This window comes from Breznakibacter xylanolyticus, assembly GCF_003254275.1.
GTDB classification, from domain to species: Bacteria; Bacteroidota; Bacteroidia; order Bacteroidales; family Marinilabiliaceae; genus Breznakibacter; species Breznakibacter xylanolyticus.
In genome coordinates, this window is sequence record NZ_QKZK01000018.1 from 33,583 (window position 1) to 60,187 (window position 26,605).

24 protein-coding genes and 1 pseudogene are annotated in these 26,605 nt (G+C 44.3%); 6 read left to right on the plus strand and 19 right to left on the minus strand.

Features of this window, described 5'->3' with window-relative positions; translation table 11 throughout:
* Positions 1-94 precede the first annotated feature (94 nt).
* Positions 95-1,336: an ABC transporter permease gene (locus LX69_RS11285; protein WP_111446160.1), complete on the minus strand. Its 1,242-nt coding sequence runs from the start codon at positions 1,334-1,336 to the stop codon at positions 95-97.
* Between the two features lie 341 nt (positions 1,337-1,677).
* Between LX69_RS11285 and LX69_RS17790 the strand changes: the two genes are divergently transcribed.
* On the plus strand, positions 1,678-1,830 hold the full coding sequence (locus tag LX69_RS17790; protein WP_170124348.1) for a hypothetical protein: 153 nt from the start codon (positions 1,678-1,680) through the stop codon (positions 1,828-1,830).
* 155 nt (positions 1,831-1,985) lie between these two features.
* Here the strand turns inward: LX69_RS17790 and LX69_RS11290 are convergent, their stop codons facing one another.
* The 4 genes from LX69_RS11290 to rbfA form a co-directional block, all read right to left on the minus strand.
* On the minus strand, positions 1,986-2,684 hold the full coding sequence (locus tag LX69_RS11290; RefSeq protein ID WP_111446161.1) for a DNA-binding domain-containing protein: 699 nt from the start codon (positions 2,682-2,684) through the stop codon (positions 1,986-1,988).
* Positions 2,685-2,804: 120 nt separating this feature from the next.
* On the minus strand, positions 2,805-3,872 hold the full coding sequence (locus tag LX69_RS11295; RefSeq protein WP_111446162.1) for an SGNH/GDSL hydrolase family protein: 1,068 nt from the start codon (positions 3,870-3,872) through the stop codon (positions 2,805-2,807).
* A gap of 82 nt (positions 3,873-3,954) precedes the next feature.
* Positions 3,955-4,776 (minus strand): class I SAM-dependent methyltransferase, encoded by an 822-nt coding sequence (locus tag LX69_RS11300; protein ID WP_111446163.1) that lies wholly within the window; start codon positions 4,774-4,776, stop codon positions 3,955-3,957.
* A 27-nt stretch (positions 4,777-4,803) separates the two neighbouring features.
* Complete coding sequence (gene rbfA / locus LX69_RS11305) at positions 4,804-5,142, minus strand: 30S ribosome-binding factor RbfA (protein ID WP_111446194.1); 339 nt, start codon at positions 5,140-5,142, stop codon at positions 4,804-4,806.
* Between the two features lie 395 nt (positions 5,143-5,537).
* Between rbfA and LX69_RS11310 the strand changes: the two genes are divergently transcribed.
* Positions 5,538-7,601 (plus strand): TolB-like translocation protein, encoded by a 2,064-nt coding sequence (locus LX69_RS11310; protein WP_170124349.1) that lies wholly within the window; start codon positions 5,538-5,540, stop codon positions 7,599-7,601.
* 64 nt (positions 7,602-7,665) lie between these two features.
* Here LX69_RS11310 and LX69_RS11315 read toward each other — a convergent pair whose 3' ends face one another.
* The 6 genes from LX69_RS11315 to sppA form a co-directional block, all read right to left on the minus strand.
* Positions 7,666-8,262 (minus strand): DUF502 domain-containing protein, encoded by a 597-nt coding sequence (locus LX69_RS11315; protein ID WP_111446165.1) that lies wholly within the window; start codon positions 8,260-8,262, stop codon positions 7,666-7,668.
* Between the two features lie 66 nt (positions 8,263-8,328).
* Complete coding sequence (locus LX69_RS11320; RefSeq protein WP_111446166.1) at positions 8,329-9,375, minus strand: PDDEXK nuclease domain-containing protein; 1,047 nt, start codon at positions 9,373-9,375, stop codon at positions 8,329-8,331.
* Positions 9,376-9,532: 157 nt separating this feature from the next.
* The gene (locus tag LX69_RS11325; RefSeq protein WP_111446167.1) at positions 9,533-9,889 is read right to left on the minus strand and encodes an MmcQ/YjbR family DNA-binding protein; all 357 of its coding nucleotides are present in this window, start codon (positions 9,887-9,889) and stop codon (positions 9,533-9,535) included.
* A 332-nt stretch (positions 9,890-10,221) separates the two neighbouring features.
* Entirely contained in the window at positions 10,222-11,031 is an 810-nt protein-coding gene (locus tag LX69_RS11330) for a purine-nucleoside phosphorylase (protein WP_111446168.1), read from the minus strand.
* Positions 11,003-12,106 carry a tetraacyldisaccharide 4'-kinase gene (gene lpxK, locus LX69_RS11335; protein ID WP_111446169.1) on the minus strand — a complete coding sequence of 368 codons (1,104 nt, stop codon included), beginning with the start codon at positions 12,104-12,106 and terminating at the stop codon, positions 11,003-11,005. The genes LX69_RS11330 and lpxK overlap by 29 nt, the downstream gene beginning before the upstream one ends.
* Positions 12,106-13,869, minus strand: coding sequence for a signal peptide peptidase SppA (sppA, locus tag LX69_RS11340; protein WP_111446170.1), 1,764 nt, complete (start codon positions 13,867-13,869; stop codon positions 12,106-12,108). Before sppA ends, lpxK begins: the two co-directional genes overlap by 1 nt.
* 320 nt (positions 13,870-14,189) lie before the next feature.
* On the opposite strand from sppA, the gene folK reads away from it, so the two are divergent.
* Positions 14,190-14,738 (plus strand): 2-amino-4-hydroxy-6-hydroxymethyldihydropteridine diphosphokinase, encoded by a 549-nt coding sequence (gene folK, locus LX69_RS11345; RefSeq protein WP_111446171.1) that lies wholly within the window; start codon positions 14,190-14,192, stop codon positions 14,736-14,738.
* A gap of 39 nt (positions 14,739-14,777) precedes the next feature.
* On the opposite strand, the gene upp is transcribed toward folK, so the two are convergent.
* The gene (upp, locus tag LX69_RS11350) at positions 14,778-15,434 is read right to left on the minus strand and encodes a uracil phosphoribosyltransferase (RefSeq protein WP_111446172.1); all 657 of its coding nucleotides are present in this window, start codon (positions 15,432-15,434) and stop codon (positions 14,778-14,780) included.
* Between the two features lie 12 nt (positions 15,435-15,446).
* Positions 15,447-16,229: a class I SAM-dependent methyltransferase gene (locus LX69_RS11355; protein ID WP_170124350.1), complete on the minus strand. Its 783-nt coding sequence runs from the start codon at positions 16,227-16,229 to the stop codon at positions 15,447-15,449.
* Positions 16,230-16,337: 108 nt separating this feature from the next.
* Here LX69_RS11355 and LX69_RS11360 point away from each other — a divergent pair, with 108 nt between their 5' ends.
* Positions 16,338-18,086 (plus strand): asparagine synthase-related protein, encoded by a 1,749-nt coding sequence (locus tag LX69_RS11360; protein WP_111446174.1) that lies wholly within the window; start codon positions 16,338-16,340, stop codon positions 18,084-18,086.
* Positions 18,070-19,521: a lipopolysaccharide biosynthesis protein gene (locus tag LX69_RS11365; protein WP_111446175.1), complete on the plus strand. Its 1,452-nt coding sequence runs from the start codon at positions 18,070-18,072 to the stop codon at positions 19,519-19,521. Before LX69_RS11360 ends, LX69_RS11365 begins: the two co-directional genes overlap by 17 nt.
* Here LX69_RS11365 and LX69_RS11370 read toward each other — a convergent pair.
* The gene (locus LX69_RS11370) at positions 19,503-20,678 is read right to left on the minus strand and encodes a glycosyltransferase (protein WP_111446176.1); all 1,176 of its coding nucleotides are present in this window, start codon (positions 20,676-20,678) and stop codon (positions 19,503-19,505) included. The two genes, LX69_RS11365 and LX69_RS11370, sit on opposite strands and share 19 nt — an antisense overlap.
* A gap of 161 nt (positions 20,679-20,839) precedes the next feature.
* On the opposite strand from LX69_RS11370, the gene asnB reads away from it, so the two are divergent.
* Positions 20,840-22,801 (plus strand): asparagine synthase (glutamine-hydrolyzing), encoded by a 1,962-nt coding sequence (gene asnB, locus LX69_RS11375; protein WP_111446177.1) that lies wholly within the window; start codon positions 20,840-20,842, stop codon positions 22,799-22,801.
* A gap of 2 nt (positions 22,802-22,803) precedes the next feature.
* On the opposite strand, the gene LX69_RS17990 is transcribed toward asnB, so the two are convergent.
* From LX69_RS17990 to radC, 5 genes and pseudogenes are all read right to left on the minus strand, one after another.
* Positions 22,804-23,328 (minus strand): hypothetical protein, encoded by a 525-nt coding sequence (locus LX69_RS17990; protein WP_221621346.1) that lies wholly within the window; start codon positions 23,326-23,328, stop codon positions 22,804-22,806.
* 518 nt (positions 23,329-23,846) lie between these two features.
* Positions 23,847-24,764, minus strand: coding sequence for a GNAT family N-acetyltransferase (locus LX69_RS11385; RefSeq protein WP_170124352.1), 918 nt, complete (start codon positions 24,762-24,764; stop codon positions 23,847-23,849).
* A gap of 50 nt (positions 24,765-24,814) precedes the next feature.
* Positions 24,815-25,435: a polysaccharide deacetylase family protein gene (locus LX69_RS11390; protein ID WP_394336317.1), complete on the minus strand. Its 621-nt coding sequence runs from the start codon at positions 25,433-25,435 to the stop codon at positions 24,815-24,817.
* An 18-nt stretch (positions 25,436-25,453) separates the two neighbouring features.
* Positions 25,454-25,753 (minus strand): annotated as a pseudogene (locus LX69_RS18375) (polysaccharide deacetylase family protein); the annotation flags it as partial.
* Between the two features lie 36 nt (positions 25,754-25,789).
* Positions 25,790-26,488: a RadC family protein gene (gene radC / locus LX69_RS11395; RefSeq protein ID WP_111446181.1), complete on the minus strand. Its 699-nt coding sequence runs from the start codon at positions 26,486-26,488 to the stop codon at positions 25,790-25,792.
* Positions 26,489-26,605: the final 117 nt, after the last annotated feature.

The window sequence follows — 26,605 nt, forward strand, 5'->3', positions numbered from 1 at the left end:
CCATAGCTAATGGTGGTTTTCTGTCGGTAAATCATCATCAACATGGAGTGGGAGTGATACTGGGTGCAACCACACACATTGCCACCCCAACCCCTTATTCTTCCTTCGATGCCGAATAATACTTTTTCACAATCACCGTCACGGGATACCATGCGGCCAGCAGGCCGATGGTGGAAACGGTGGCAAACACCAGCCCCACATCGCGCAGCTTGAGTACCACCGGGTAGGCATCGGTCACAAAGCTATCGCCTTGAAACTTGATGATGCCAAAGTGCTGCTGCACCGCAATAAGGGCACTGCCCAATGCCAGTCCGGCCACAGCCCCCGACAGGGAAATGAACCACCCCTCGAGCAGAAACACCCGCGTCACCAGCCCCAGGCTGGCGCCCATGCTGCGCAGGGTGAAGATGCTCTCCTTTTTTTCGTAAATGAGCATCGACAGGGAGCCGATGACATTAAATGCAGCGATGACCATGATGAACGACAGGATGAGATAAGCCATGAGTTTCTCAATTTTCATCATTTTGAAAAACGCTTCGTGCTGCTCCTCCTTGGTCTTGACCGTGAGCCCGACGCCTGCCACCTGCTGTAATTCACGTTGCACGCCCTCAACATCGTGCCCCGGGGTCACCCTCACAAAGAGCGACGACACGGTGAGCGAATCATAATCGAGCAGCCATCGTGCCTGACGGATGCTCGAGAGCAGGTACTGCGAGTCGTAATCGACCTGCTTGACGGCAAACACGCCACCCGCCATCACGTAGCCCGTCTTGAAGCCACTTTCGGGGTTCATCATGTTGATTTGCGCGTTGCGTCGCGGCATGTAGATGCTCACGGGCGACACAAAATTGGTGCTCACCGACAGTTGCTCGGCCAGCAGGTAACCCGGGATGCCCAACTCGGTGTGGGCATTCTCGAGGCGGAACGTCCCTTCATACATGATGCTGTCGATGGTGGTCACCCGGTTAAACTGATCGTCCACCCCCATGAGCATGCCGGGCACCTGCCGCTTGCCCGACTTAAACAACGCCTGATCGATAAGTACCTGCGACACGGCCTCAACACCCGGCGTGGTGACCAGTTGTTGGTAGGGGATGCTGTCGAGGTGAAACACTTTGCCCTGGCGCGGGTCGATGCGCAAGTCGGGGTCGAAGGCGCCAAACAGGGAACCGATGAGCTGATGCAGCCCGTTGAACACCGACAAAACCCCCAGCAGCCCGATGGTGCCGGTCATCACCCCCACCACCGTGATGAGGGAAATGATGCTGATGATGTTTTGCGACTTGCGGGCAAAGAGGTAACGCAGGGCTATGCGGACGGGCAGAGATCGGCTCATGGTGATGGTTGATGATTATTTTTTAGATGACGGGCTTAAAGATACACTCTTTTGGGCTTCGGAGGTAAAGGTAACGCGGAGGGAATATTTAACGCTGAGGCAGAAGCGCGGAGTGGATATGGGTTTTAGAATTCTTTACCGCCAAGACGCTAAGGTGTCGCCAAGATCGCGAAGAAGAAACATTGCGCCCTTTGCGTTCTTATCTTTGCGCCCTTTGCGGTTCATCACAACCTTAAAAAACTCAGCGCCTCTGAGCCTCTGCGTTTATACCCTCCCGCAAAGCACAGCCATGAACTTTTTCCCCATTTCGATGGTTAAACAGATAAATACAACCCTCGATCATGAGCGACAAAAAATGCCTGGGCAAAGGGGAAACCCCCAAAGCGCCCAAACCCGAACACAAATATCAATGCGCCCGCTGCGGTGCCACGGCCAAAAAGGAAAGCCGCCTGTGCAAACCCAAACATCTGAAGGTGACGCATCACCAAGGATAGCCATGAGAAGCAATCACACACCCTACTGAGCGATACAAGGGGAGCGTGCTCCCCTATGCGAGGGGAGGGTGTTCCCCGCACAAAGGGGCGCATGCTCCACTGAACGGGGGGCGCATGCTCCTCCGATTAAGGGGAAGATGCTCCCCGGGCATTCTTCATACCAATGAAACGGACAACAGCAACTGAGTAGACGACAGCTGTCGACACTTTTTCAACACCGTGCACACCTCAATCTCACACGCCCAGGCCGGCCATTCCTTAGGCACCAAAAACATCCATTCCGTCGGGGTATTTTTCACAAAGGCCGGGAGCTGCAACCGGTCGCCGTTGCGCATCTTAAAAAAGAGACCGGCTCCCGCCACCTGAGTCGAGATTTTTAAGTGTCGTCCCCTGATGGAAACCAATCCTCCCCGTGAGAGGGTGCCATCAGTAAGCCCGCTCGTGTAATCGTAAAGCATCTTCGCCAGCGGACGCACCGACGCTTTCTCTACCCTCACGGTGGGGATGCCTTCAAGAGCAGTCACCAAACGTTTGCCGGCACGCAACACCGGACGTACCCGATGGAGGCGTTTGGTAAACAGAGCATCGTGCGCATCAAAAGTGCCCCTCACCGCACAGTCAATGCCAAACAATTCGGTTCGGATGCTATGCCCCTGCGATAGCAGTTCGGTAATGGCACGGTGGTATTCTTCGATCACCGACAACGCTTCGGCCCGCGTGACCGTAGAACCCCGGTTCACCATCAGGTCAATAATGTCGTCGGAGTGGGCAATGGGATTGTTCACCGGTCGAGCCAGGTACTCTTCTTTACCCGGTTTCATGGCGTTGCGCACCAGCGCATATCGTAATGCCATAGTTCAAAGGATTAAAGGATTCGACAAAAAAAGAAAGGGTGATAAAGTTAAAAAACTTGTCACCCTTTTTTACAAATATCCTCATCAAGCGAAGGACACATTGCCACTAAACTAAAAAACCTACCACCCCTTCACCTTCCGGATGAAGGTCGTCAACTCCCCGGCGATGCGCTGATGTTCCTCAATGGTGGGATGCATGTCGCAACCGCCGGTGTAGGCACGCGAAAAAAAGAACGTATGCACGTTGGCATCGCCCCGTCGCTTCACCTCATCGACCACCGCCGTAAGGTACTTTTTGAGGGCTGCCGTTAAATATGCATCGCCCATGGGACTGGTAAGACACACGATGGTGGCCTGTGGGTAATGGCGGCGAACGGTGCCGATGAAATTGACATAAGCCGAACAAAAAAGGGTCGAATCCTGCACACCGTCGTTCTGCCCCAGGGCAATGGTCACCACGTGGGGCGTGTAGCGGGCAAAATCCCAGGCGGCAGTGTCGTTGCCAGCCATGTTCATTTTGTGATACACGTCGGGCATGGTCGCCTTCATGTCGCAACAACTGCGCACCAGCCCAATGCCCGAGTACGACGAGAGCATCCACTGTGCATTGAGCGCCCGGGCAGTGACCGGCCCATAGGCCAGGTAGGCATTGTGCTGATCGTGCCACTGCCCCGTGCCGCATGCCACCCCGGAGGTGTCGCTGCCGGTGCCGCAGGTGATGGAGTTGCCTATGAACTCGATTTTTCGTTCCGGAAGCACCGATGGCGGCAACAGATTTTTGCAATGAATCATCTCCAGCTCGATGTACCCCGTGTTGCTCTCGGTGCTTTTGCACACCACCACCCGATGACGCCCCTTGCCAAGCTTATCGCCCAGCGAAATCAGGTTGCGTTTTTCGGTCAAACGCACGCGACGGGGCGCCTGATTGTCGAGCACCAGCGTCACATAGTTGTACTTCTCGCCATACAGCTGTTCATCGTTGATGACGACGCTGCAATACGATCCCTCAAAATCAAATTGTGCATAGACCCCCGGCATCCAAAAGCGGGGAGCCTGACCGGGCGTGAGGTCAACACGACCCACATACTGAACATAGGGATGCCCCCCGGCGAACACCGGTTTGGGCTTTTGGTTGGCCAACAGGGGTGTGGCCAAAACCAACAGCAACAGGATGGACAAGTATCTCATAAAAAAATATCAGTTTGCATTCAGGCAAATTTAGAGAAATGCCACGATGCGAACTGATATTTAAATGACAATGACCGATACTTTAACGGCGTGCCTTCACCAACAAACCGGTGCCGGTGGCATGCGTCATGCGCACGTCAAACATGTTGAGCACAAAACAAATGGGATACACCACCAAAAAATAAAAAGGGAGCACCACAAAAAGCAGCTTGCTGAAATTCACCATCAGGATGGGATATTTCATCGAGAGTTTCCACGACAGCTTGCCGGGGGTGCCGTAGGTATAACGCGCCTGTATGTTGGTGAATCCGGCACGGGTCAGCTTTTCCTCTATGTCGGTGATGTTGTAGCCGTCGCGCACATGCTCGTCGATAAATCCGTGAATGCCATCACTCTCGTGGTCGTGATCGTGGGCATCTGACCCCCCCTGATCCGACGGGGTCGAAATCATGAGCAAACCGCCGGGTCTCATGGCAGCATAAAAGTTGCGAAACACCTGTTCATCTTCTTCGATGTGTTCCATCACGTCCACCGAGAGCACCACATCGTAAGACGCCGGCTCATCAAAACGTGTCAGGTCGGCCTTCTCAAAGCGCACACGGTCGCCACGTTTCATGCGTGCAAAAAAGGTGTTGCAATCGGCAATCTGTTCATCCTTCACATCCACCCCTTTGATGCGCCAGGTTTTGTTGAACGACGACATAAACCAGTCGTACTGCCCGAATCCCGAACCGGCATCGAGCACCGATAAACCGTTGCGGTTCTTTAACTCGCGGCGCATTTCGCGACGGATGTGCCACGACCGCAGCAATAACAAATCGAGCAACCAATAAAAAAAGACCCGCAACCAGGGGGTCGAGTTAAAAACTTTTCCAAGGGGACGCTTGATGGGATCGTACTGCATGACGTGAGGATGCTATGGGTGGATGGGTTATTGTTTGAGCAAACGATCGATGTTCTCCAAATAATCGAGCGAATCATCTAAATAGAAAGCCAACTCGGGAATGACGCGCAACTGCTTACCCACGCGTTGTGCCAGCAAATGACGAATCTTCACCTGATGCTCCTTCACCGACTGAAACACTTCGGCTTTAGGCTCCACAGGAAAGATGCTCAAATATACTTTGGCCTGCCCCATGTCGGGCGAGATGCGCACATTGGTCACCGTTACCATGGTGCCCATGACTACTTCGCGCACTTCGCGCTGAAATATTTCGCTGAGTTCCTTTTGCAACAATCGCGATATCTTTTTTTGACGTGTTGAATCCATTTCTTTTAATTCGTTTTGAACCGCCGAAATTACGCTTTTATCTGCAATAGAAAAAATGATGCATCGCACGGCAACCACTCAGACATTCAAAGTTTTCAATAAATGGCCTGCGATATAACTCTTTTGAGTTATCTGCTTACTTATTTAAACCCAGATTGCCAACTATATTAAACACATCATTTTAATAAAAAATCTCTGTGCCTTCGTGCCTCTGTGTTTTCATTAAAAACTTTGCGTTTACTCTTACTCCATTTAAACGAATGACCTACTGCCCATTGACATCAACAAACATTATTTGTAAATTATCATCATCCCAATAAGTTATCCATAAGATAAACTCCCGACGAAATCATATTTTTGTAACCGCTAATATCTTCATGTACTCAACCCCTTTTATGCCCAATTTTATTGACATAAAATCCATCACTCCAAGATTAGGAGTCGGCCTCGCCTTATTCTTGTTATTGCTCTGCCATTACGCCACTGCGCAGCAGGAACCCAAAGAAGTCACCAAACAACTGGCACAGGTCAACCAGCTGATATCCGACTTGCAGTTTCGCAAAGCCGTAGAACAGGGTAAACAACTTCTGAAGCGTCAGCCCAAAAACCCCGACGTCTATCTGGCCGTTGGCTTGGGTTATTATAATATGTACTCACGACCCGACTCAGCCGTGTTTTTCCTGAAAAAGGGCATGGATCTGCTCAACGATGATGAATTAATGGACGAAACAGGCATCAACCTGCAGTTGTCGCTGGCCAAATCGTTCCAATGGATGCTCAAACCCGAACGAGCTCTGGAGATATACCGCAAAATGCTTCTTCGCCTCACCCCCGAAGCGTCGGAGCTACTCAACGAAATTAACCGCGAGATGCAGACATGCGAAAATGCCCGCATGCTCATTGCCAACCCCATCAACTTTAAAATCACCAACCTGGGCGATGCCGTCAATTCGCCTTACGACGACCACTCCCCGCTGATGACCCTCAAGGGCGACGCCATCCTTTTCACTTCACGACGGCCGGGCGATGGGCGATCATTGCAATTTGACGAACAATATCCCGAAAAAATATGGCTGACCTCAGCCAAAGACACTTCGTGGCAAAATGCCAAAACGTTACAAACCTTCTTTAAAAAAAACGAGCACGAATCGGCCGTGTCGCTATCGCCCGATGGCAAAAACCTCTTTTTGTTTCGCAACGACCCCGACGGTAAAAACCTGTACGTGAGCAGTCTGATCAATGGTCAGTGGGCCACACCCAAACGACTGGCCTACAACATCAATAGTTATGAAAACGAGACACATTGCTCGCTCTCGGCCGACGGAAGCACGCTATTCTTCACCAGCGATATTGAAGGGGGACATGGAGGCTTGGATATTTACTACGCCAAAAAAGACATCAACGGCAACTGGGGCAACCCGCGCAACCTGGGACCGGTGGTCAATACGCCCTACAACGAGGAGACACCCATGATTTACCTCGATGGCAAAACCCTTTATTTTGCCTCCGAAGGACACAACAGCATGGGGCAATACGACATCTTTTACAGCCAAATGAACCCCGACAGCACCTGGAACACACCCGTCAACATGGGCTTCCCCATTAACACCCCGGGTGACGACCTCTTTTTTGTCCCCACCATCGACCGCAAAAAAGCTTACTATGCCACCAAGAAATTCTCCGACAACCGAGGGGGCCTCGACATTTACCTCATTGAGTTTGAGGAGGACTTTGCCGGAAAATTATCGGTCATTGAAGGCAAAGTGAACCAGGGTGAAACCACGCGCGTGGTGCGTCTGCTGGTGACCCGTACCGACGACATGAAGCTGGTGGGCGATTATCGCCCCGACCCGGTGACGGGTGAATACACGCTGTTTCTCGAAACAGGCTATCGTTACCAAATTAAGGAAGTGCGCCAACGCATTGAAGAAGAGGTGGTGGGCGAAATTAGTATTCCCGAAACCATGGCCTACAAACCCGGGCAGCAAACCTTGTCGATGGTCAAAGATGTGCCCATGGAGCCCCCCTTGCTCACTGCTCAAGGGCAATTAACACCCTCACAGGAAAAAGCAACTGATAAAGAGTCGGTTCTGACGCCCTCAGTCACGACATCCACCACGACATCCACAAAAAAAGTCGAAATCACCGAGAGCCGCCCCATCATTCAACCCCAAAAACCAATGCCTGTTTCGACAGCCGATGCTCATGGGTACACCATACAGCTATTGGCCTTGCGCAAACAACCACTACAGGACTACTCGATTTTTGACGGTCTTGACAAGCAACAAATCACCGAGCACAGCTGCACCGACGGCTTTAACCGCTACACGTTTGGCATCTTCACTCATAAAATCGATGCCCTGCATCAAAGAAAACTGATTCAATCGAAAGGCCAATTTAACGATGCCTTCGTCCGCCCGATAAGCGAAATCAATGACATGAGGGTCAAATCGAAATAACTGACAAAGACACTCAATCGCTGTTACATTTCATTCCCCCTCAACGGAGTGTACGGGTGAAGCCTCATTTTTTTTCTTCCCCCACCTTAATAATCCCACCCGATACGATGAACTTCATCACCTCGGCACTATTTGCCTCCAGGCGGGTGACGTTGATGGCCGGGACAATCACCAGCTCACCCAACATGCCATAGGAACTGGGCAGGTAAACGGCAATCTTGTCATACACCCCCAACGAACTTAAATCCATGGCAGTCACAAAGCCAAGTCGCTCCACCGTGCGACTCTCATCGAGTTTTACCAGCACCGGATGGTCAAACTTGCGATCCTTACCCACAAAGGCCGACATCAAATCCTTTACCGAACCGTAAACCTGCTTGATGAGCGGGGTTCGCTCCAGCAAACCCTCGATGGCACTGACTAAGGGCGCTGTAAAGATGCGGTGTCCCAGAAAACCAATCAATGTCACCCCGGCCAGAATGATGACAATGCCAATGCCGGGGAAACTATACTCAGAGAAAGCACCTTCTTCAAATATCGACAGGTCGCGCAGCAGGCCGTCAATCCACGAAAAGAGGAAATAAATCACATAAAGGGTGACAGCCATCGGGGTAATGTACAAAAGCCCCTGTAGAAAATATTTTATCAGTCGTTTTAACATATCAGTGTGAGTAGAATTAGTGGTGAATTTAGTGCGAAGCAACCTTTAGCTCCCGCAGAATGAGCCTCACCCTCGTTCATTGCCATTCAAAGTTGTAGACAGCTCTTTTTCTATATCCTCAATCGTTGGCAAATCACTTTTTATGTTTTCGGGAATAGCACGGCTCAATTGGTATTCTGCAACTCCTATTGGCTGTGAAATACCTCGAAGTGCATATTCTGCTTCAATCTTGTTTTTCTCTTGACACAAAATGATCCCTATTGTCGGGTTGTCGGATTCCGTTTTTAATTTATCATCGATAGCTGAAAGATAGAAACTTAACTTACCAGTATATTCAGGTTTAAAACGCTTCGCTTTTAATTCCACAACAACATAACATCTTAATTTTGTGTGATAAAACAATAGATCAATGAAGAAATCCTTATCTCCAACTTCAATTTTATATTGCCTCCCAATAAATGCAAAACCGGTTCCTAATTCAAGCAAAAATTGTGTGATATGTTTCGTTAACTGGTCTTCTATACTTTTTTCGTCAGCATTTTGCTTTAAGGTGAGAAAGTCAAATAAATAGGGGTCTTTCAAAGTCTGGGTTGCTAAATCAGAACCAGGTAAAGGCAACGTATTTTTAAAGTTTGTAATTGCTTTTCCTTGTCTTGAATACAAATCCGTCCTGATCTGCATATCCAAAACACTTCTTGACCAGTTGTTTTCAATTGTTTTAGCCAAATAGAAAAGAGCTTCATTCATTGAGTTAGACCTGCTAACTATTAGGATGTTATGCCCCCATGGTATTTGTGCAACAAGCTGTTGCACTTTTTCAAAATCTGATTTATAAAAAGTATAAAAGCCCTTCATATAAAATAGATTTCTGCGAGAGAAACCTTTCATATCAGGAAATTCAGATACTAAGTCTTTTTCAAGATTATCAACCACTGAATTCCCCCAACCTTGATTGTCTTGTTTCTCGAATAGCTCTCGGCCAATTTCCCAATAAAGCTCAATAATTTCCTTATTTGCCGATAAAGCGGCTTTTATTTGAGTACTCTTAATTCGGTTCTTTAGTCCCGTAAGCCACTCAACATATTCAGAATGATACCTTTTATCAATATTCACTTTATCAATCTTTATTCAATGATAACGTAATCACGTTCGTGGATTGCTTACAAGTCGCTTTCTTGTTTCTTTGCAACTACCCTCTTGAAATATCATTTCTATTGATATTTTTCAAACGTCGGCCAACCTATGAGCTGAGAGGATACAACATAGGTTATCATGGCATCATTTCCAATTCAGCCCGCAGTTTACGTGTGAGCGAAGCCACCACCAGATCATAAGAATGATCAATCAATTCACGCACCAAGCCATCATCCAGATTGCCATTCAGATGCAGCGTATTCCAATGGGTTTTGTTCATGTGATAACCGGGCACAATATCGGTATAATGTTCACGCAAATCAATGGCACGCTCGGGGTCGCACTTGAGGTTAATGTCGGCATCACCCTCGAGACTGAGCAGAGCAAACATCTTGCCCTGTACCTTAAACACCAATGCGGTGTCGTCAAAAGGAAAAGATTCGGTCACGCCTTTGCGGGCGATGCAGTATTGACGGGCTTCTTCGATGTTCATGAATAAAGCATTAAGATATGAGTATCAAGACACAAGATTCGAAAATTTCGTGGATGCAATCTTGGGAATTCCATTTGACGAATGAAACCTCTTGAATCGACTCCGAAAAGCGTTTTTCTCTCAAAACAAACATCTTACACCAATTCACTATTCTATCAACAATTTAAGATTCAATGTCGTTTTAGTTAAGCCCTGAAAGGGCGATAAGCAGAAACGTTGGGGCTTTACAAAACGACATTGATTTAAGATTAGTGTAATTCGTGGATAAAGGACTTTTCAACGTGGACTCAAAAATAAAACTTTCAACTATCTACAAAAGATTATATCATCCATCACCCACCAATCAACTCCTTAATAATCATCGTCATCTTGGGTTCGGCGGCAGCAGCCACCTTTTGCACCTCCTCATGAGATATCTCAACAATTTGCCCCGGCACCCCTGAGTCGGTGATGATGGAAATGCCAAAAACGGTCATGCTCATATGACGCGCCACAATCACTTCGGGCACGGTGGACATGCCCACGGCATCACCGCCAATGATTCGGAAGAATTTATACTCAGCCGGCGTTTCGAACGTGGGGCCTGCCGTACCCACATACACACCCTGCTTCACACCAATGCCGTGCTTCCGGGCAATGTCATGAGCCCTTGCAATAAGAGCCTTACAGTATGGCTCACTCATATCGGGGAATCGGGGACCAAGATCCGAGTGGTTTTTACCTATCAACGGATTCGTGCCAAACATATTGATGTGGTCGTCAATGATCATGATGTCACCCACCACGTATTCGGGGTTCAACCCGCCACTGGCATTAGAAACAAACAAGGTGTCGATGCCAAAAAACTTCATCACCCGCACGGGAAAGGTGACCTGCTCCATGGTGTACCCCTCGTAATAATGGAAACGCCCCTGCATGGCCAACACCTCCACGCCATTGATGGTTCCAAAAATGAGTTGTCCATGGTGCCCCTCTACCGTTGAAAGCGGGAAATGGGGAATTTCACCGTAAGGAATTGTCTTCACAATCTCAATTTCATTCACCAAACCACCCAGCCCGGTTCCCAGGATGATGCCCACACGCGGGCGCAAGGTGGTTTGCGACTGAAGGTATTCACACGTGGCTTTGATTTTTTCTAACATACTCCAAAATTTGTGAGTTAAACATTTCTTGCTCCCCAAAAAGAATATACGGCTCAATGGGAATGACCCATAAAGAACGATGCAATAATGGCGACAATTCGGTAATCTCTTTCAGCCTTATCGCATCCTTTTCGGTGGTCACAATGGCGCGCTCTCCGTCGGGTAATTGAAGGAAACGTGATTCAACAGAGGCTAAATCACGATGTGAGAAATCGTGATGATCACCAAACGAACACGGAATTACCCGATAGCCTAATTGATTCAAATGCTGATACAACGGCATGGGACGGGCAATGCCTGTTAACACAAGCACACTTGCACCTCCGCCAAAAGGCACCGCACCTGGAAACAAGGCATAAGGATTTCCATATTGAAATGCCGAAAAGAAAACCTTTTGATGTTCAGCCGGCTTTAATCGCTTCACAATAGATTGCGCCCTATCCATTGATAAATTGGGCAAACATTTGGTGACAATAATGATATTGGCACGCTTGAGCCCCGACATCGGCTCACGCAAATCACCCGCAGGCAGAACGGCATCGTGCCACAACGGACGGGAAATATCCATGAGAACCACCGAAAATCCGGGTTTCACATGTCGATGCTGATACGCATCGTCCATCACAATAACCTGAGGCGAAGGAATTTGTTGCAAGGCCCATTCAATGCCAGCCACACGCTTCTCGGCCACCACCACCCCCAAACCGGGAAACTTATGGAGCATCTGTTTGGGTTCGTCGCCAATATCATGGGCAGTCGATTGTTGGGTCGCCATCACCACTCCCTTAGTTTTACGTCGATATCCACGACTGATAAGGGTGAGACGATACCAGGGTTGCAACAAACGCACCAAATATTCGGCATGTGGCGTTTTGCCGGTTCCACCCACGGTGATGTTCCCTAACGAAATCACCGGCACATCAAACGAGCGGGACGAAATCCATCCCCAATCGAAAAAAAGGTTGCGCAACCGAACCACAATTCCGTAAATCAACGAAATAGGGAATAAAAGCCAACGCACAAGGTGCAACAGCCGGGATACTTCCTGATAATATGAGACTTTTGATTTTCCCATCAATTCATATAAATATCAAAAGGCATGCGCGCTTGCACTGGGTAAGCATCTTTCATGGCACGAATGTGACGAATGTATTTGGCATCTTCGCCCAAAAACCACTGTTCGATGGATGAGCGAGCTTCACCGCCAAAACTTTTGAGAATCATCTGAATGGGATCTTCCAACTCGGGCAATTCTTCAATACGAAACTTGTCGAGATTGGCCATACTGCGAGCAATTTCAATGGCATCAGCAATACCGCCATTGACATCCACAAGGTCGATGGATTTGGCCATCTCCCCGGTCCATACACGCCCCTGACCAATGGCGTCGATGGCGCTTTTGCTCACATGGCGCCCCTGGGCACAACGATTGATAAAAAGATCATAACCCCGCTCGACATAAGCCTGCAAAAGAACTCTTTCCTGAGGGGTAAAAGGGCGATTAATGGCCGGCATGTCGGCAAATTCATTGGTCTTGACACCATCAAAGGTCAACCCAATTTTATTCATCAACCCTCCCGTGTTAGGAATGAGCCCAAAAATGCCGATGGAGCCGGTCAGGGTGGCGGGACGCGCCACAATGGTATCGGCAGCGCATGCGATGTAATACCCCCCCGAGGCAGCCAGGTCGCCCATCGACACAACCACTGGTTTAGTTTCACGCGCCAACGCCACCTCGCGCCAAATGATCTCAGAGCCCAAAGCCGAGCCACCCGGCGAGTTGATGCGCAACACGATGGCCTTCACCGCACTGTCACGTCGAGCCTGACGAATGGCTTTGGAAAGTTCCTCCGACTGAATGCCTTCACTATCGGAACCGTCAATTTCACCTTCGGCATAAACCACGGCGATCTTATCACGAGCAAAACCGCGCTGCGCCTTCTCGACATACACACGGGCATAATCAATGCCGGCAATCGCGGGAATATCGTCAGACGGTGCAGTTCCCGTCATTGATTTCAGTTCATCAATTAGTTCATCTTTATACTTAAGTCCATCAATCAGTTTCATGTCGACAAACAGCTGCGGGTCAGCAAACATGGGCATTTGGCTGGCAAAACGGTTTAACTCACTGGCATCGACCTTCCGGCTAATCGAAATACCGGACAACACATGTTGCCACACTGAATTGGTATAAGCCATGGTCTGCTCACGCGAGGCTTCGCTCATCTTCTCCTCGGTAAAGGGCTCAACAGCCGATTTGTATTTACCCACACGAAAAACTTGCATTTCAACACCCAACTTCTCGAGTGTGCCTTTAAAAAAGAGACGTTGCGAATGAATGCCCTTGAACTCAATCATCCCACCGGGCGTCAAATAAACCTTATCGGCCACTGAAGCCAGATAATAAGCCTTTTGCGTGTACACGGGGGCAAAACTGTAGACAAATTTGCCACTCTCTTTAAAACGCATCAGGGCATCGCGAATCTCGTCAAGGGTAGCGTACCCTGCTTCAGTCATGCCCGATTGCAACAAAATGCCCAAGATGCGAGGATCGCGTGCAGCTTTATCAATGCTCTCGAGAATCTGATTTAAGCCTTGTGGCTGGGGCATATTAGACATCCCATTCATGATTGACTGCAATGGGTTATCGATGGCTCGCTCCACAATTGGTCCATTCAGCTCGAGCACTAAAATGGAATTTGTATCAACGGTTTGTTGCTTGCTCCCCATGGCCGCAAAAGCAGCAATGATACCAAGAAAGATGAAAAAAAGAACCACTCCGGCAACCAGACCACCTAAGAAGGTCGCCAATAAGTATTTAAAAAACTTTACCATATACAGGGTAGTTAAAACATTAAGAATCAACGCATGATATAAAACCCGATGACCTGAAACCTTAAAGAATCATCCGAAAAGACGCCTCAATAAAAACTGACATCAACTATAAACAGTCTACATCCCTTCGCATCATGGCAAATATAGGAAATCGACATGAGGGCTTGATGAAAAAAGATGATGATTTGGAATCTCCCCGGTATTTGCCCCCCCCAAAGGCATAAAAATAGATGAAAGGGCTGTTTTTTTTGACCAAAGAAATAAAGACAACTATATAAAATAGTAATTTTACGGCTGAAAACCTGAACATTAACACGGTTATGAAAAAACAATCATCTTACCGGGAAGAAATAGATATCATGAACAAAGTGATTATTCAGCTGGGGGGCAACCGCGGCGATGTGTTGGGTCATTTTGAATACACCTTAAACAAACTGACCGAAAAAGGCGTATTCATTGGCAAAAAATCAAAAGTATACGAAACAGAGCCTTGGGGACATACCGATAACCGTTGGTTTTTAAATCAGGTGGTTGAAATTGAAACATCACTGGAACCGGAAGAACTGCTCGATATCACCCAGGCCATCGAGAAAGAACTGGGCAGAACCGTGAAAAAAAGCGAATGGCTTTACGAAGGTCGCCCCATTGATATCGACATCTTGTTTTTCAATCAGGAAACCATCCACTCCGAACGGTTAATGGTGCCTCATCCTCACATCCGTTTCCGCAAATTTGTGCTGACCCCCTTGTGCGATGAATGGAAAAATATGATACACCCCGAATTTGGCCTGTCGATGAAGGAACTGCTCGAACGCTGCCACGACGAAAGTGGCATTCGACTGTTTGAACCTGAGAAAAAACTCAACTAAGTATACACAACAAGGGCTGTCAAACACAGCCCTTGTTAATTAATCAACCTTTTTGCCATAAGCCAAATCCCCTGCATCACCCAAACCCGGAACGATGTACGCCTTGGCGTTCAACTCCTCATCAACCACCCCCAACCACAACGTCACGGGCGCATCGCTCAGCATTTGTTGCACGTAATCAACACCGGCCTGGCTGGCCACCACCGACACAATGTGCACATGCGCAGGGTGTCCCTTGGTCAAAAGGGCATTGTATACCAACTCAATGGAGCTCCCGGTGGCCAACATCGGGTCGCACAGTATCAGAGTCTTACCATCAAGGTTTGGCGAGGCAATGTACTCGATATGGATGTTGAACTCATCGGTAAGCGTGTACTTTCGATACGCCGACACAAAGGCATTAGACGCCCGGTCGAAAAAGCTCAACACCCCGTCGTGTAGAGGCAAACCGGCACGCAGCACCGAAGCCACCACCACCTCTTCGTCGGGTACCCGCTCTGTGGCAACCCCCAATGGTGTGGGCACTTCAATAACAGCCGACGTCATGGTTTTACTAATTTCGTAAGCAAAAATCTCCCCAATGCGCTGCAGGTTCCGGCGAAAACGCATGGGATCAGTTTGTACATCTTTGTCGCGCAACTCGGCAATAAAGCGCGAAAGAAGGGATGGCTGGGTGGAGAGGAGGTGGGTTTGCATAGTGTAGATTAATTATTGGTTTTTTGAACACACAAACAATATTTCACGTTCATCAAGATGCATTTTTCCATCATTACCACTATCAATCAACGAATTCACAGGAACCATTGAAACTAAAAATCCTACCGACTTTAATCTATTCACATAATCCATAGCATAAACACGCACATGATCTTTTTGACCAAAAAGAGAAATTCGTTGCTCTTCATTTTCAAAACCATTTCCTTCTCGAGTTTCAGACAAAAGTAATGAAATCGGGACCTGAAGAATAGCAGTCCCACCAATGGCCAATACACGATAAATATCTTTCATGGCCGTCAAATCAGCGGGAATATGCTCTAGAACATGGTTACAAAGAATAAATTCAAAATAATTATCTGGAAAAGCAATTTTTGTGACATCAATTTTGACCATTGAATCAATTTCAGCATACAATTGCGGATCAAAATCTCCGCAAACATATTGCCCTGATATATTTTTTTTCAGTGCGCGATATAAACCAACCTCTGGTGCAATATGTAAAACAGAAGCATAATTTCGAATTAGTTTATTTTTTTGCAAATAAAGCATGAGGGAACGCTGGCGATAACTGGACAAACAAACCGGACAGATATCATGCTCATAGAGACCTCCGCCGATAATCATTAACTCATCAATAACCTCATGAGCCAAACCGGCAGGTCTAAAATAACGCAATCGAGAATGACACACATTACAAATACATGAATTCCCAAAATAATAAATTCTCTTAAGAGCTGTTTTAACAGAAAGCGGAATGATACGACGAAATGTCATTGGGATTAACATAGAGAAGGTCTTGATGAATTTTAAATTCAATCCAACAAACGATCGTTGAATGTAATTACAGGACTCATACTATATTTACAAAAATATAAGAAAAAAATGATTTTTCACTGGAAGCCTACCGAGTATATATTTACACCAGATTCGTTTACCTACAAAACATCTGATGGCCAAATTTGGTTCAAGGGATACTTCACATACCAAGAAAAGATCTATTCCGGCATAGATGCTGTTGAGATTTTGCATCAATACGCACTGAGTGAGCCTAACTGCAACTATAATCAATTCAATGGCATCTATTCAGCTATTTTTTTATCAAATGACAAAAAAAATATCAAGATTCTCAACGACCGCTTTGGCTTTAGACCCATCTACTATTATTATTGTAAAAATGAACTCATTCTAAGCGATAACTACTGGGAAGTTTGCAAAAGACTTCAAATAATCAACTTAGATGAACAATCAATTCTGGAACTCCTTAAGTTTACCTATGTCTTGGAGGATCGATCAATTATTAAAAATATTTTCTTCATACAGCCTTCAACAATCGCTCACATTCAACTGGATCCCAGTACTGGTTGTCAGATGCATTGCGATACATACTGGAATACTGATTACCAACCTTCTGAAATCAACATTCATGAGGCGTCTGACAGAATTAAATATCTCCTCAATAAGATAATTCAACGATACCAAACAAGTTTATTTAAGCCACCTAAAAAAATAGGGATAAATCTAACTGGTGGACTAGACTCCAGAGTTCTTCTGTCATTACTAGTTCAAAACCAAGTATCGCCAGCATCTATCATTGCTTATACATATGGACATCCTAAAGCTGATGATCATAAGATTGCCAGAACAATCACAGATCATCTGAAAATTAAACATCACCAAGTATTATATGGCGATGAATTCTACGATTATTTTTCTTTAGAAGTAATCGATGAGCTGACCAATCGAATTGGGTATACTAATTATTACTCACAAGCATATGGTGTCAACCGACAGACGGATAAATATGCAGAATCAGACTATTTAATCACCGGCTCTGATGGATTCATTTTTGGAAATTTTATTAACTTAAGGTTATTAAAAATTAACACTAAAGAAGAATTAGTTAGATACATTCTTCAAAGTAGCGGACAAGCTTGCACAGATAATGTTCTGAAAAACGGAATAACAATACAAGAAGCCGAGGAGAAAATATTTAATCAAATATTTCAGAGCGATACCTTAAAATGTAAAGATACAATATCTGCATATTTCAACTGGATTATAAAAAACAAACCTCCCAAATTTTTACTATCTCCATTTGAATTGCAAAATGAACAAACATGTGTACTCCTCCCCTTTTATGATTATGAATTTATTGATTTTATGCTCACCCTTCCTCCCGAAATACTAATGAATCAAAATGCTTATATCAACACAGCTTACGAAAAGATTTTCATTGGCACGGAAGAATGGATGAAACAAATTCCTGTTGAAAAAAGGGGATATCCCAAGCGGAAGAGCAATCAAATCTTCTTCCTATATCGAAATAAAAAAATATTTACTAGAATTAAGAAAAAAATGTGGTTCACAATTGATTATTCGTTCCCGTTCCCTGCATTTGCTTTTTTCCGTAAAGACCAAGCAGCATGCCTGAAGAGAATACAAAAAATTTTAGCTGGTAATTCAGCAATACTATCAACCAAAGCAATTCAAAAATCGATAAAGAGAAAAACAAGGAGTGAACATTTTTTTAACTATGGATTATCGACCATACTTACCCTTTTGCGAATAGAAAAAAAAATTGATACTTTAAAAATTGATCATATAAATACTGGTGATGCTGGCAAAAAATGACAATCCTTCTCAACTAGGTTCATCTCTATTCTGGTATGCCCTAAGTTCGTTTATCCCGCTATTAATTGGATTACTGAAGACATCTATATTTACTCGCATTTTCACACCCTTGGAGTATGGTAGTTACACCATTGTACTGACATCGATGACCCTTTTTTCGTTGTTTTTATTTTCATGGCTCTCAAACCTCCTATGGCGTTATTATCATCACTATAAATCACAAAAGGAACTCAATAACTTTTTCTCATCTGTCATTGCGGTCTACCTGATCAACTTATCAATATATATTGGAGGATGTCTAATATGGATAAGAATGACTGATAATCCGGAACTCAAAGGGTTAATTATGCTCTTTTTGGTTCAAAATGCCTTAAACTACATCATTACCTTCATTTTGGTCATAGACAGAATTGAAAACCGCTCCATCTATTTCAGCATCATCACACTGACCCGAAATATTTTATCATTTGGTCTATTGTTTGGTCTAGTATTCGGACTCTCGATGCGAATTGAATCCTTAATCGTTTCTCTAATACTGATTGACATTCCTCTGGCATTCATATTGTTTATTCCTTTTATCAGAAATTATCGAGTGAGTATCACACAAATCAGAGTGGCTGATCTAAAAAACATGATGGGATTTATTCCTGTCACTATCATCACCAATGTTGGGATGCTCATCTTAGCCCAAAGTGATCGTTACATTATTAATTATTATTATGGGTTAGGGGATGTAGGCTTATATAATCAAGCATATAGTATAGGGATTATGGGGATGGGAGCATTAACAGGAGTATTTTTCAATAGCATAAATCCCCAAATGGTAGATATTTTAACCAACCATAAAAAAAAGATAAATAAGTATTTTCAACACAATTATTTCGTGTTCACGACCCTGTTGCTGCCAATTTCTGTATACATTACCATATACGCCAAACCATTGGCACAAATAATGCTAGGAGAGGAATTTCGAAATGCATGGGATGTAATTCCGGTCATCAGTTGGAGTTCATTTATTTTTGGGATGGTGACCTTTCATGAAAACAAATACAAATTTAACAATCAAAACATCAAAGTGATCCTACTTTATGTAGTAGCTATTGTTTTCAATATTATACTAACGGTACTATGGGTTAAATTGTGGGGGTACAAAGCCGCAGCGTATGCCACTTTATTATCGTACCTGCTTCTCTTTTTATTATTTCACATTAATCAATTCAATGTATTTAGTCATATCTACAGTAAATACAGGATACTTTTTGCAGTACTAATCACCCAGATCATTATCCACTATACTGTTGGCTCATGGTACAATCCACAAAGCAGCATTGCATACTCAGCTGTTGAAGCTGTAATCTTCACGTTCATCTACATAGTATTTGCGATGCGTTATAAAAGTGAACTGTTCGGCAATAATCACGCTAAACGTGAATAAATATCAAGTAGCGTCATTTCACTTTGCAGCCAATTCAATTTTTCTGAAGCGATACTGCAATTCCTAAAAAATTGATCCTGCATATCAACATCATTTAACAGCCGTTTCATTTGCTGTGCTACCCCGACTGCATCGGATGGATCAACCAACAATCCGGTTTGATGTGCTGTCGTTATTTTGGCAATATGTCCAAAATGACTTCCGATTACAGGTAAGCCCATTTTTATATACTCAAAAATCTTAATGGGCATAATGGTTTCGTTCTCCTTTGTCCTACGAAACAAACACAACCCAAACCTGGCTTGAGCATAATATTGGGGCACCTGTTGATAGTCAACAGCAGGAATGTAGGTAACAAATTGATTTAAAGATAAATCTGATATGCGCTTCAAAACGATACATTGGGTATCGGACTCATGAAATTTTCCCAAAATTAGAAGTGTTGCATGAACTCCGGATAAATGGAGTGCATGTATTGCTTCTATCATGTCAAAGATTCCTCGGTTTATGGTAATTCCTCCACAGTAAATAAAATCGTAACATTTTTGTGATACATCACAGCGAGATAAATCAGAATAATTAAACACGATATGCACCAATGCTGGTCTTATAACTCGGGAAAACCTATTTGCGACAATCGGCTCTGTCGCAATAATGGCATTACAAAATTGAGATTGATGTTGCTCATAATAATCAATGAAAATGCTGTACAAATAATTGCAACATCGCTGTAAAAGGTTCCCTTTTTGTGATGCAATAAGAAACGGATAAGGCTCATGAACATCATAAATGATGTAAGGGGAATGTGGTAGTTTTTTTAATTGAGGGACAATTCGAATGATTTGAAGATCGTGAAAATGATACACATCTGATTGTAAACTGCTGGCAACAGCCAACAATTTATTTAAAATAGACTTTTTTGTACTAAATATCTGCTCGTTTAAAATTCTCCACAACCGGAATCGCGATGGTTTCCGACGAGGTATTCCAATAACACGAATCCCTTCGGGGGTAATTAAATCCATTTCCTGATCTGACACTCCCACATGTACAACCTTATATCCGTATTTTTGCAACGAAACGCTCTCTTTCCAATAAATCCTGTCATCATACAGCGAATGAAGACAAGACAGCATACACACCGTTTTCACTTTCATGGGCAAGTCGCATCAAAAAAAGACAAACTCATCATTCAACAGCTAAATTAGCCTGATAATTTTATAAAACACACATTTTAACCAAGAATCATTTTTTCAAATTAGACGATTACATAGATAAATGCGTTTTATAATTGTAATGATTAACGAAAAGAAACCCAATGTGTGGAATATGTGGAATACTGAACAACGGCAGTTATAATCACCTTGTAGAGGAGATCGTAAAAATGAATACCTCACTGCGCCATAGAGGACCTGATGATGAAGGCTATCTTATCAGCAATGGGATGGAAATTATGGCTCTGGGCGGATTGGATACACCTGCAAATGTACGTACATCCTACTCTCTGCAATCGGTTAATGATTACGGCAAAAATGCCGCCTGGGCATTCGCTCACCGTAGATTAGCTGTTTTGGATATATCTGAGGCTGGTCATCAACCCATGACATTGCATCATAACCAAACAAGCATCGTCTTTAACGGGGAAATATATAACCACATTGTATTACGTAACGAATTAACCAAACTCGGGTATCAATTCCGATCATCCTCCGATACTGAAGTGATCCTTAATGCATACCTTGAATGGGGAACACAATGTGTTCATAAATTTAACGGCATGTGGTCGTTTGTGATTTATGATCCAGCGCAACAGATCTGGTTCGGCTCACGAGACCGCCTTGGTGTAAAACCACTTTATTACTATAGAAATGGAAACACATTCGCTTTTGCTTCTGAACAAAAGGCGCTACATGGATGTAGAATGGTTAAAACAAAAATAAACAAACAAACCACCTTTAACTATTTGGTCTTAAGCCATAGCCAGTGCGGGTCATTTTTTGAAGGCATCGAAGAGTTACCTGCAGGATCTTCATTTATATTTAACCTGCCGTCTCATCAATTAACAATAATGGATTATTATCAAAATGAAAAAAGAAAAAAAATTGGAATCAAATCCTATGACGAAGCCGTAAGGTTAGTTTATGAGCAAATAAAAAAAACAGTAAGTCTGCGCATGGTTGCTGATGTGGAAGTGGGCTCCTGTTTAAGTGGTGGGATTGATAGTACCATCATCGTTAAACTTGCAGAAAGCATCCTCAACCAGTCACCGACACAGACCCCGTTAAAGGTATTCAGCGCGATTTATCCCGGCAGTAAAATCGACGAACACAAATGGATTAAGGAGGTTGTTAAAGATTCAAACCTCGTGCCGTATTATACGCAACCAACAGGCAATGATCTGGTCTGTGACATCTATGACATGCTGTATTATGCAGATTCTCCAATGCTATCAACGAGCACTTATTCACAATATAGAGTGATGAAACTCGCTAATGAGAATCGGGTTAAAGTATTGCTTGACGGACAAGGTGCCGATGAACTCTTTGCCGGTTATGAAGTTTGCAACTGGGTTTATTGGAACCAATTGCTAAAGACTTATAAAATATCAACCCTTTTCAACGAAATAAATCACGCATCCAACCCTGCATCTAGCACAAAAGAATGGATAAGACAAAACTTAAAATATGCAGCTCGCCATTTGCCGGCAAAAATAATTCAACAGCTTAGCGAGATAACGGTCTGGGAAAACAGATATATCCAGAATGACTTTAAAAACAGCTCAATTACGCTGTACAAAAAAACATCATTCCCATATGGCAGTGACTTAAATCAGTTTCTAAAGGCATATACACATGGAGAGAAATTACAGGCAATGCTTCGTCTCGAAGACCGTATGTCGATGCGCTTTTCGATTGAGTCACGAACACCATTTGCAGACGATCCGGATCTAATTCATTTAGCTCAAAGCATTCCTGCTGAATATAAAATTAAATCAGGGATACGCAAAAAAGTTCTCAGAGACGCATTTAACACGACTATTCCAACCCCAATATTTAACCGTCGAGATAAGATTGGATTTGAAACACCAGAGCAAGAATGGATTAAAACATTGACACCTCTTTTACCAGAACTCATAACAGATAATATTGAGGAATTTGTAAACGTGAAACAACTAAAACAAGACATCACGCTGTTCGGACACAATCCTTCATCCTCGAAAATGAGCAGAATATTGAGATATTTTTACTTATCACAATGGAGAAAGGCCTATAACATTTAAAGTCACACAAAAACCACATCCCCGTCGCCATCTACCGGATGATACCAATGTGGATCATGCATTAATCCTTTCATAAGATGAGATATATAATAATTTTGCTTTACCGATTTTTTCAACAACCGATGCTTGATGAAAAATCGCGTCACAGAAGGATCAAAAATGGTCAGCCACAGCACTTCTCTATTGGTTAACTCATCAACCAGCCCTTGGGTTAGCTGATGACCGGCTTCATCGATACTGCACCAAAAATAGGGAATTGTTGCCATCATTTGTTTCACATTCACGAGCGCAAAGGCAATGATAATCCCACTGGAGTTCACAACTGATCGCATCAACACGCAATTTCCCATATTGAGCCATGTAAACGGATAACGCAATTCGGGCTTGCCTTCCCCAATCCACGGATGCTGAAGAATCCAACTGAAATGAGGACTTTCTCTTTTAGAGATCGCATGCGAAAACTGCGTACTCGCTGCATCAACAAAATCACCCATATCCATCGGAGAGATCATTTCATTATGATTCACGTTACAACGAGACTTTAGGGTTCTGTGAATCGAAAATAACATGTTCACCAGCGAATCCGCAAACTTTAAAAGAAACTTACTACCATAAAAGGAACATTGAAACTTTACGGACAATGGTGACCGCAAATAAAACCGCATGCCTTCCCGTCTTAAAAACAAGTCAAATTCATGCGACTGCAAATTCACATTTTCCGAAACGGGTGAATAGTTGGTAAACATCAACCGACCACCCCAGTCTTTCATCACTTCGTGAAGGGTTAACAACGACAGTTTTTTTCCCCTACAAGAAGGCTTCACCCATGTTCCGCTCAGCCAGGCAACTTTTATTTGGCCATTCCGCCCTCGAATCAAGTCTGGCATGATGGTTCTAAAAGCCACACATTCATCCATTTGTGTCACAACATAAATCACATCATCACCAGGATCGGCATTTGGATTCGTAAGGTACGACGCTAACCTTGCCGGAGAGACAGGCCATACGGAAAGACTATACAACCACCTAACTACCAGAGGGTCTTTCAGTTGGGCGATAGAAACTTTTTTAACCTGGTACATGATCGATAAATGCTTAACAACAACCCCTGAAACGAAAATACATTGCCACGAAAAACGGAATAATAAACTTCCTCACGTGCTCCAAATCCCCAAAAAAACCGGGCAACACCGGGAATAACGGAGCCTTCGAAATCAAGAAAAGTTTCTGTACCACAATATTGTCGAATGAGATGATCAACCAATAAAAACATCGCCTTCTTCTCCTTCCCTTCATCTGTTGAGGCTGATAAAAGATACGTCAATCGATTGCAATAATGAGACACAAAAACACCTGCAATTAAACGGCCTTCGCAATAAACTCCCATTCCAAAACCCATTTCTCGCTTTTCTATTTCACTCAATAGAGAGGGCATGACACGATAAACAGATTGGCTCACTCCGCTTGCTGGATATTGAAGTTTTAAATTAACAATATCAACAGATGAAATAAGTCGCACTTCAAGGCTCAGTTTTCCGGCTGATTGAATATTTCGACGTGTATTACTATGAAATCCCTGCCTGATTTGCTCATAAGGAGCGGATAGATCCAATATATAATTGGGTCTTGAATTTACACCGGTCATCAAATGAACCATCGACTGATTCGCCGAGTTAAAAGAATAAGATTGCAAGGTAATTCGTTTCAATTGATTAACAACCGCCTGAATTTGCACCTCACAAAGTTCATCGTAAGTAAATAGTCCCAATTGCTGCGAAAAGGCCGGATTAACCAACCATTTCAAATAACGACCCCGATAGGTGAATGGCAACACCGCATCATAATCCCCTATCACCAACCCATCCCAAGAGGGACATGTTAACTGAAGATACCACGATAATGCGTTTAAACGGGGCTGAACAGATCGTTCAATACAGTTGTCCCATGCCTGAAAATCAATCATGGACGAATGAAGGACTTTGATGCTTACATGACATGCTGGGCTTTTGCTCATCACGAACGTCTTATGTGGTTGACACCAATCATCGACCGCCCCATCCATTTCAACCGCTGAAAAGCCAACGTAAAATCCACCCCCCATTTTGTCTCCATCGCAATTCGCTGATAATTTTTTTCAATGACATCCTCTTTCATCCCCGCTGTACCAAACGTCACATCCACCATTTTATTCGCATAAATGGTATCAAAAAAATGTTTGGACACCTGATAATCGGTAAAAGGAAATGAAAAAGAGCGAACATCCGTTCCTATCATCTGCTGCAAAGCAGCAACACTAACTGTGAGCTGACTCACTTGCTCATCAATAGGCAAATACCGAAACTCCGGGTGATCGACACTATGAGAACCAATGTCAAAACCATCATGTACCAATTGACGCAATTCATCAGCATTGAGATATGGCTGATGCTTGGTCAGCCAATCATTAAAATCAATCCCTACAACAAGTGCAGCAGCATCAATCAAATGAGCATCGGAATATTTCAATGACTGTATCGTAGCGATTATTCTTTTCTTTGGACAACAAAGCACTCTTCCAATTTCATCGTGCGTTGATGACAAAGGCGAAATGTGAAATAACGCGTCAATCAATACTGATGCTTTTAAACGAAACATCATTGCCCGGTTATCCACAAAGTCACTGTTTATAAAAAAAGTTGCCGGGATTCCTTTTTGCTTCAGGATGGGAGAAATCACTTTTGCACACTCTCTTAACCCGTCGTCAAAAGTCAGATGCATGATTGGACGACGGACATCCTGAAACCCATTATTTCCAAAACGAATAAATGCATCAAGTGTGACAGGCTCATAGTGACGGCACAAATAGTCGAGGTCATGTTCAAATTCTCGCACCGATTTGACACGGTACAGATGCTTCAAATGAGGCAAAGTCTCATCACTCACAACGTGATAAAAAGGAAGAATATAACGCATCTAAATAAAAACAAAAACACCTCCGGGCACAACAAATCACATCATCCCCTCATCGGCGAAGCTAAAATAGCTATTTTCGCCCACAATGATGTGGTCAATGACGAGGATGTCCATGATTTTTCCGGCATTGATCATACGACAGGTAATCTCTTTATCGGCCGCGCTAGGCTGAATGCTACCCGATGGATGGTTGTGGCATAACGCGATAGAGGTCGCATGATTTTCGAGGGCAAGACGAAGGATAATGCGCACATCGATGACTGTGCCGGTGATGCCACCCTGACTAATTCGGTGCGGGTGAATGACCTTGTTACTGCGATTAAGGAGCAGCACCCAAAACTCTTCATGCGAGAGATCGGCCATGATGGGATAAAAATACTCGTAAACATGTTGGCTTGTGCCAATTTTCGTCCTTTCTATCGATGCCTGGCGACTACGCCGATTTCCCAGCTCAAGTGCGGCCAAAATGCTGATGGCCTTAGCCTCTCCAATGCCGTGATAACGGTTTTTGAGATCATTGACACTACGCCGCCCCAACTCATTGAGATTGTGATGATGGTCGTGCAAAATTTTTTTAGAAAGCTCCACAGCCGATTCACGAACACTGCCCGAACCGATGAGAATGGCAATAAGTTCGGCATCCGAGAGCGTGTGCATGCCCTTGCTCAAAAGCTTTTCGCGGGGACGGTCTTCAACCGCCCAATTCTTGATGGTGAGTTTATCGTATGGCTCCATACTTTTTTAACCTCAAATTATTGGGAAGCATCGACAACCGCAAGACCCAAAATTCCCTCTTTGAAATAAAAAAAGGGCTGTTGATGGATGAAAAACGTCGAGAAATAGAAATGATTA

What these genes read in the sequence shown, in the direction of transcription:
- LX69_RS11355 (WP_170124350.1), bottom strand. Translation starts at nt 16,229, where the DNA reads ATGACATTTCGTCGTATCATTCCGCTTTCTGTTAAAACAGCTCTTAAG.
- asnB (WP_111446177.1), top strand. Translation starts at nt 20,840, where the DNA reads ATGTGTGGAATATGTGGAATACTGAACAACGGCAGTTATAATCACCTT.
- LX69_RS11365 (WP_111446175.1), top strand. Translation starts at nt 18,070, where the DNA reads ATGCTGGCAAAAAATGACAATCCTTCTCAACTAGGTTCATCTCTATTC.
- rbfA (WP_111446194.1), bottom strand. Translation starts at nt 5,142, where the DNA reads ATGGATTCAACACGTCAAAAAAAGATATCGCGATTGTTGCAAAAGGAA.
- LX69_RS11295 (WP_111446162.1), bottom strand. Translation starts at nt 3,872, where the DNA reads ATGAGATACTTGTCCATCCTGTTGCTGTTGGTTTTGGCCACACCCCTG.
- LX69_RS11370 (WP_111446176.1), bottom strand. Translation starts at nt 20,678, where the DNA reads ATGAAAGTGAAAACGGTGTGTATGCTGTCTTGTCTTCATTCGCTGTAT.
- LX69_RS17790 (WP_170124348.1), top strand. Translation starts at nt 1,678, where the DNA reads ATGAGCGACAAAAAATGCCTGGGCAAAGGGGAAACCCCCAAAGCGCCC.
- sppA (WP_111446170.1), bottom strand. Translation starts at nt 13,869, where the DNA reads ATGGTAAAGTTTTTTAAATACTTATTGGCGACCTTCTTAGGTGGTCTG.
- LX69_RS11315 (WP_111446165.1), bottom strand. Translation starts at nt 8,262, where the DNA reads ATGTTAAAACGACTGATAAAATATTTTCTACAGGGGCTTTTGTACATT.
- LX69_RS11310 (WP_170124349.1), top strand. Translation starts at nt 5,538, where the DNA reads ATGCCCAATTTTATTGACATAAAATCCATCACTCCAAGATTAGGAGTC.
- radC (WP_111446181.1), bottom strand. Translation starts at nt 26,488, where the DNA reads ATGGAGCCATACGATAAACTCACCATCAAGAATTGGGCGGTTGAAGAC.
- LX69_RS11290 (WP_111446161.1), bottom strand. Translation starts at nt 2,684, where the DNA reads ATGGCATTACGATATGCGCTGGTGCGCAACGCCATGAAACCGGGTAAA.
- LX69_RS11390 (WP_394336317.1), bottom strand. Translation starts at nt 25,435, where the DNA reads ATGTTTCGTTTAAAAGCATCAGTATTGATTGACGCGTTATTTCACATT.
- LX69_RS11285 (WP_111446160.1), bottom strand. Translation starts at nt 1,336, where the DNA reads ATGAGCCGATCTCTGCCCGTCCGCATAGCCCTGCGTTACCTCTTTGCC.
- LX69_RS11360 (WP_111446174.1), top strand. Translation starts at nt 16,338, where the DNA reads ATGATTTTTCACTGGAAGCCTACCGAGTATATATTTACACCAGATTCG.
- LX69_RS11330 (WP_111446168.1), bottom strand. Translation starts at nt 11,031, where the DNA reads ATGTTAGAAAAAATCAAAGCCACGTGTGAATACCTTCAGTCGCAAACC.
- upp (WP_111446172.1), bottom strand. Translation starts at nt 15,434, where the DNA reads ATGCAAACCCACCTCCTCTCCACCCAGCCATCCCTTCTTTCGCGCTTT.
- folK (WP_111446171.1), top strand. Translation starts at nt 14,190, where the DNA reads ATGAAAAAACAATCATCTTACCGGGAAGAAATAGATATCATGAACAAA.
- LX69_RS11300 (WP_111446163.1), bottom strand. Translation starts at nt 4,776, where the DNA reads ATGCAGTACGATCCCATCAAGCGTCCCCTTGGAAAAGTTTTTAACTCG.
- LX69_RS11325 (WP_111446167.1), bottom strand. Translation starts at nt 9,889, where the DNA reads ATGAACATCGAAGAAGCCCGTCAATACTGCATCGCCCGCAAAGGCGTG.
- LX69_RS11385 (WP_170124352.1), bottom strand. Translation starts at nt 24,764, where the DNA reads ATGATTGATTTTCAGGCATGGGACAACTGTATTGAACGATCTGTTCAG.
- lpxK (WP_111446169.1), bottom strand. Translation starts at nt 12,106, where the DNA reads ATGGGAAAATCAAAAGTCTCATATTATCAGGAAGTATCCCGGCTGTTG.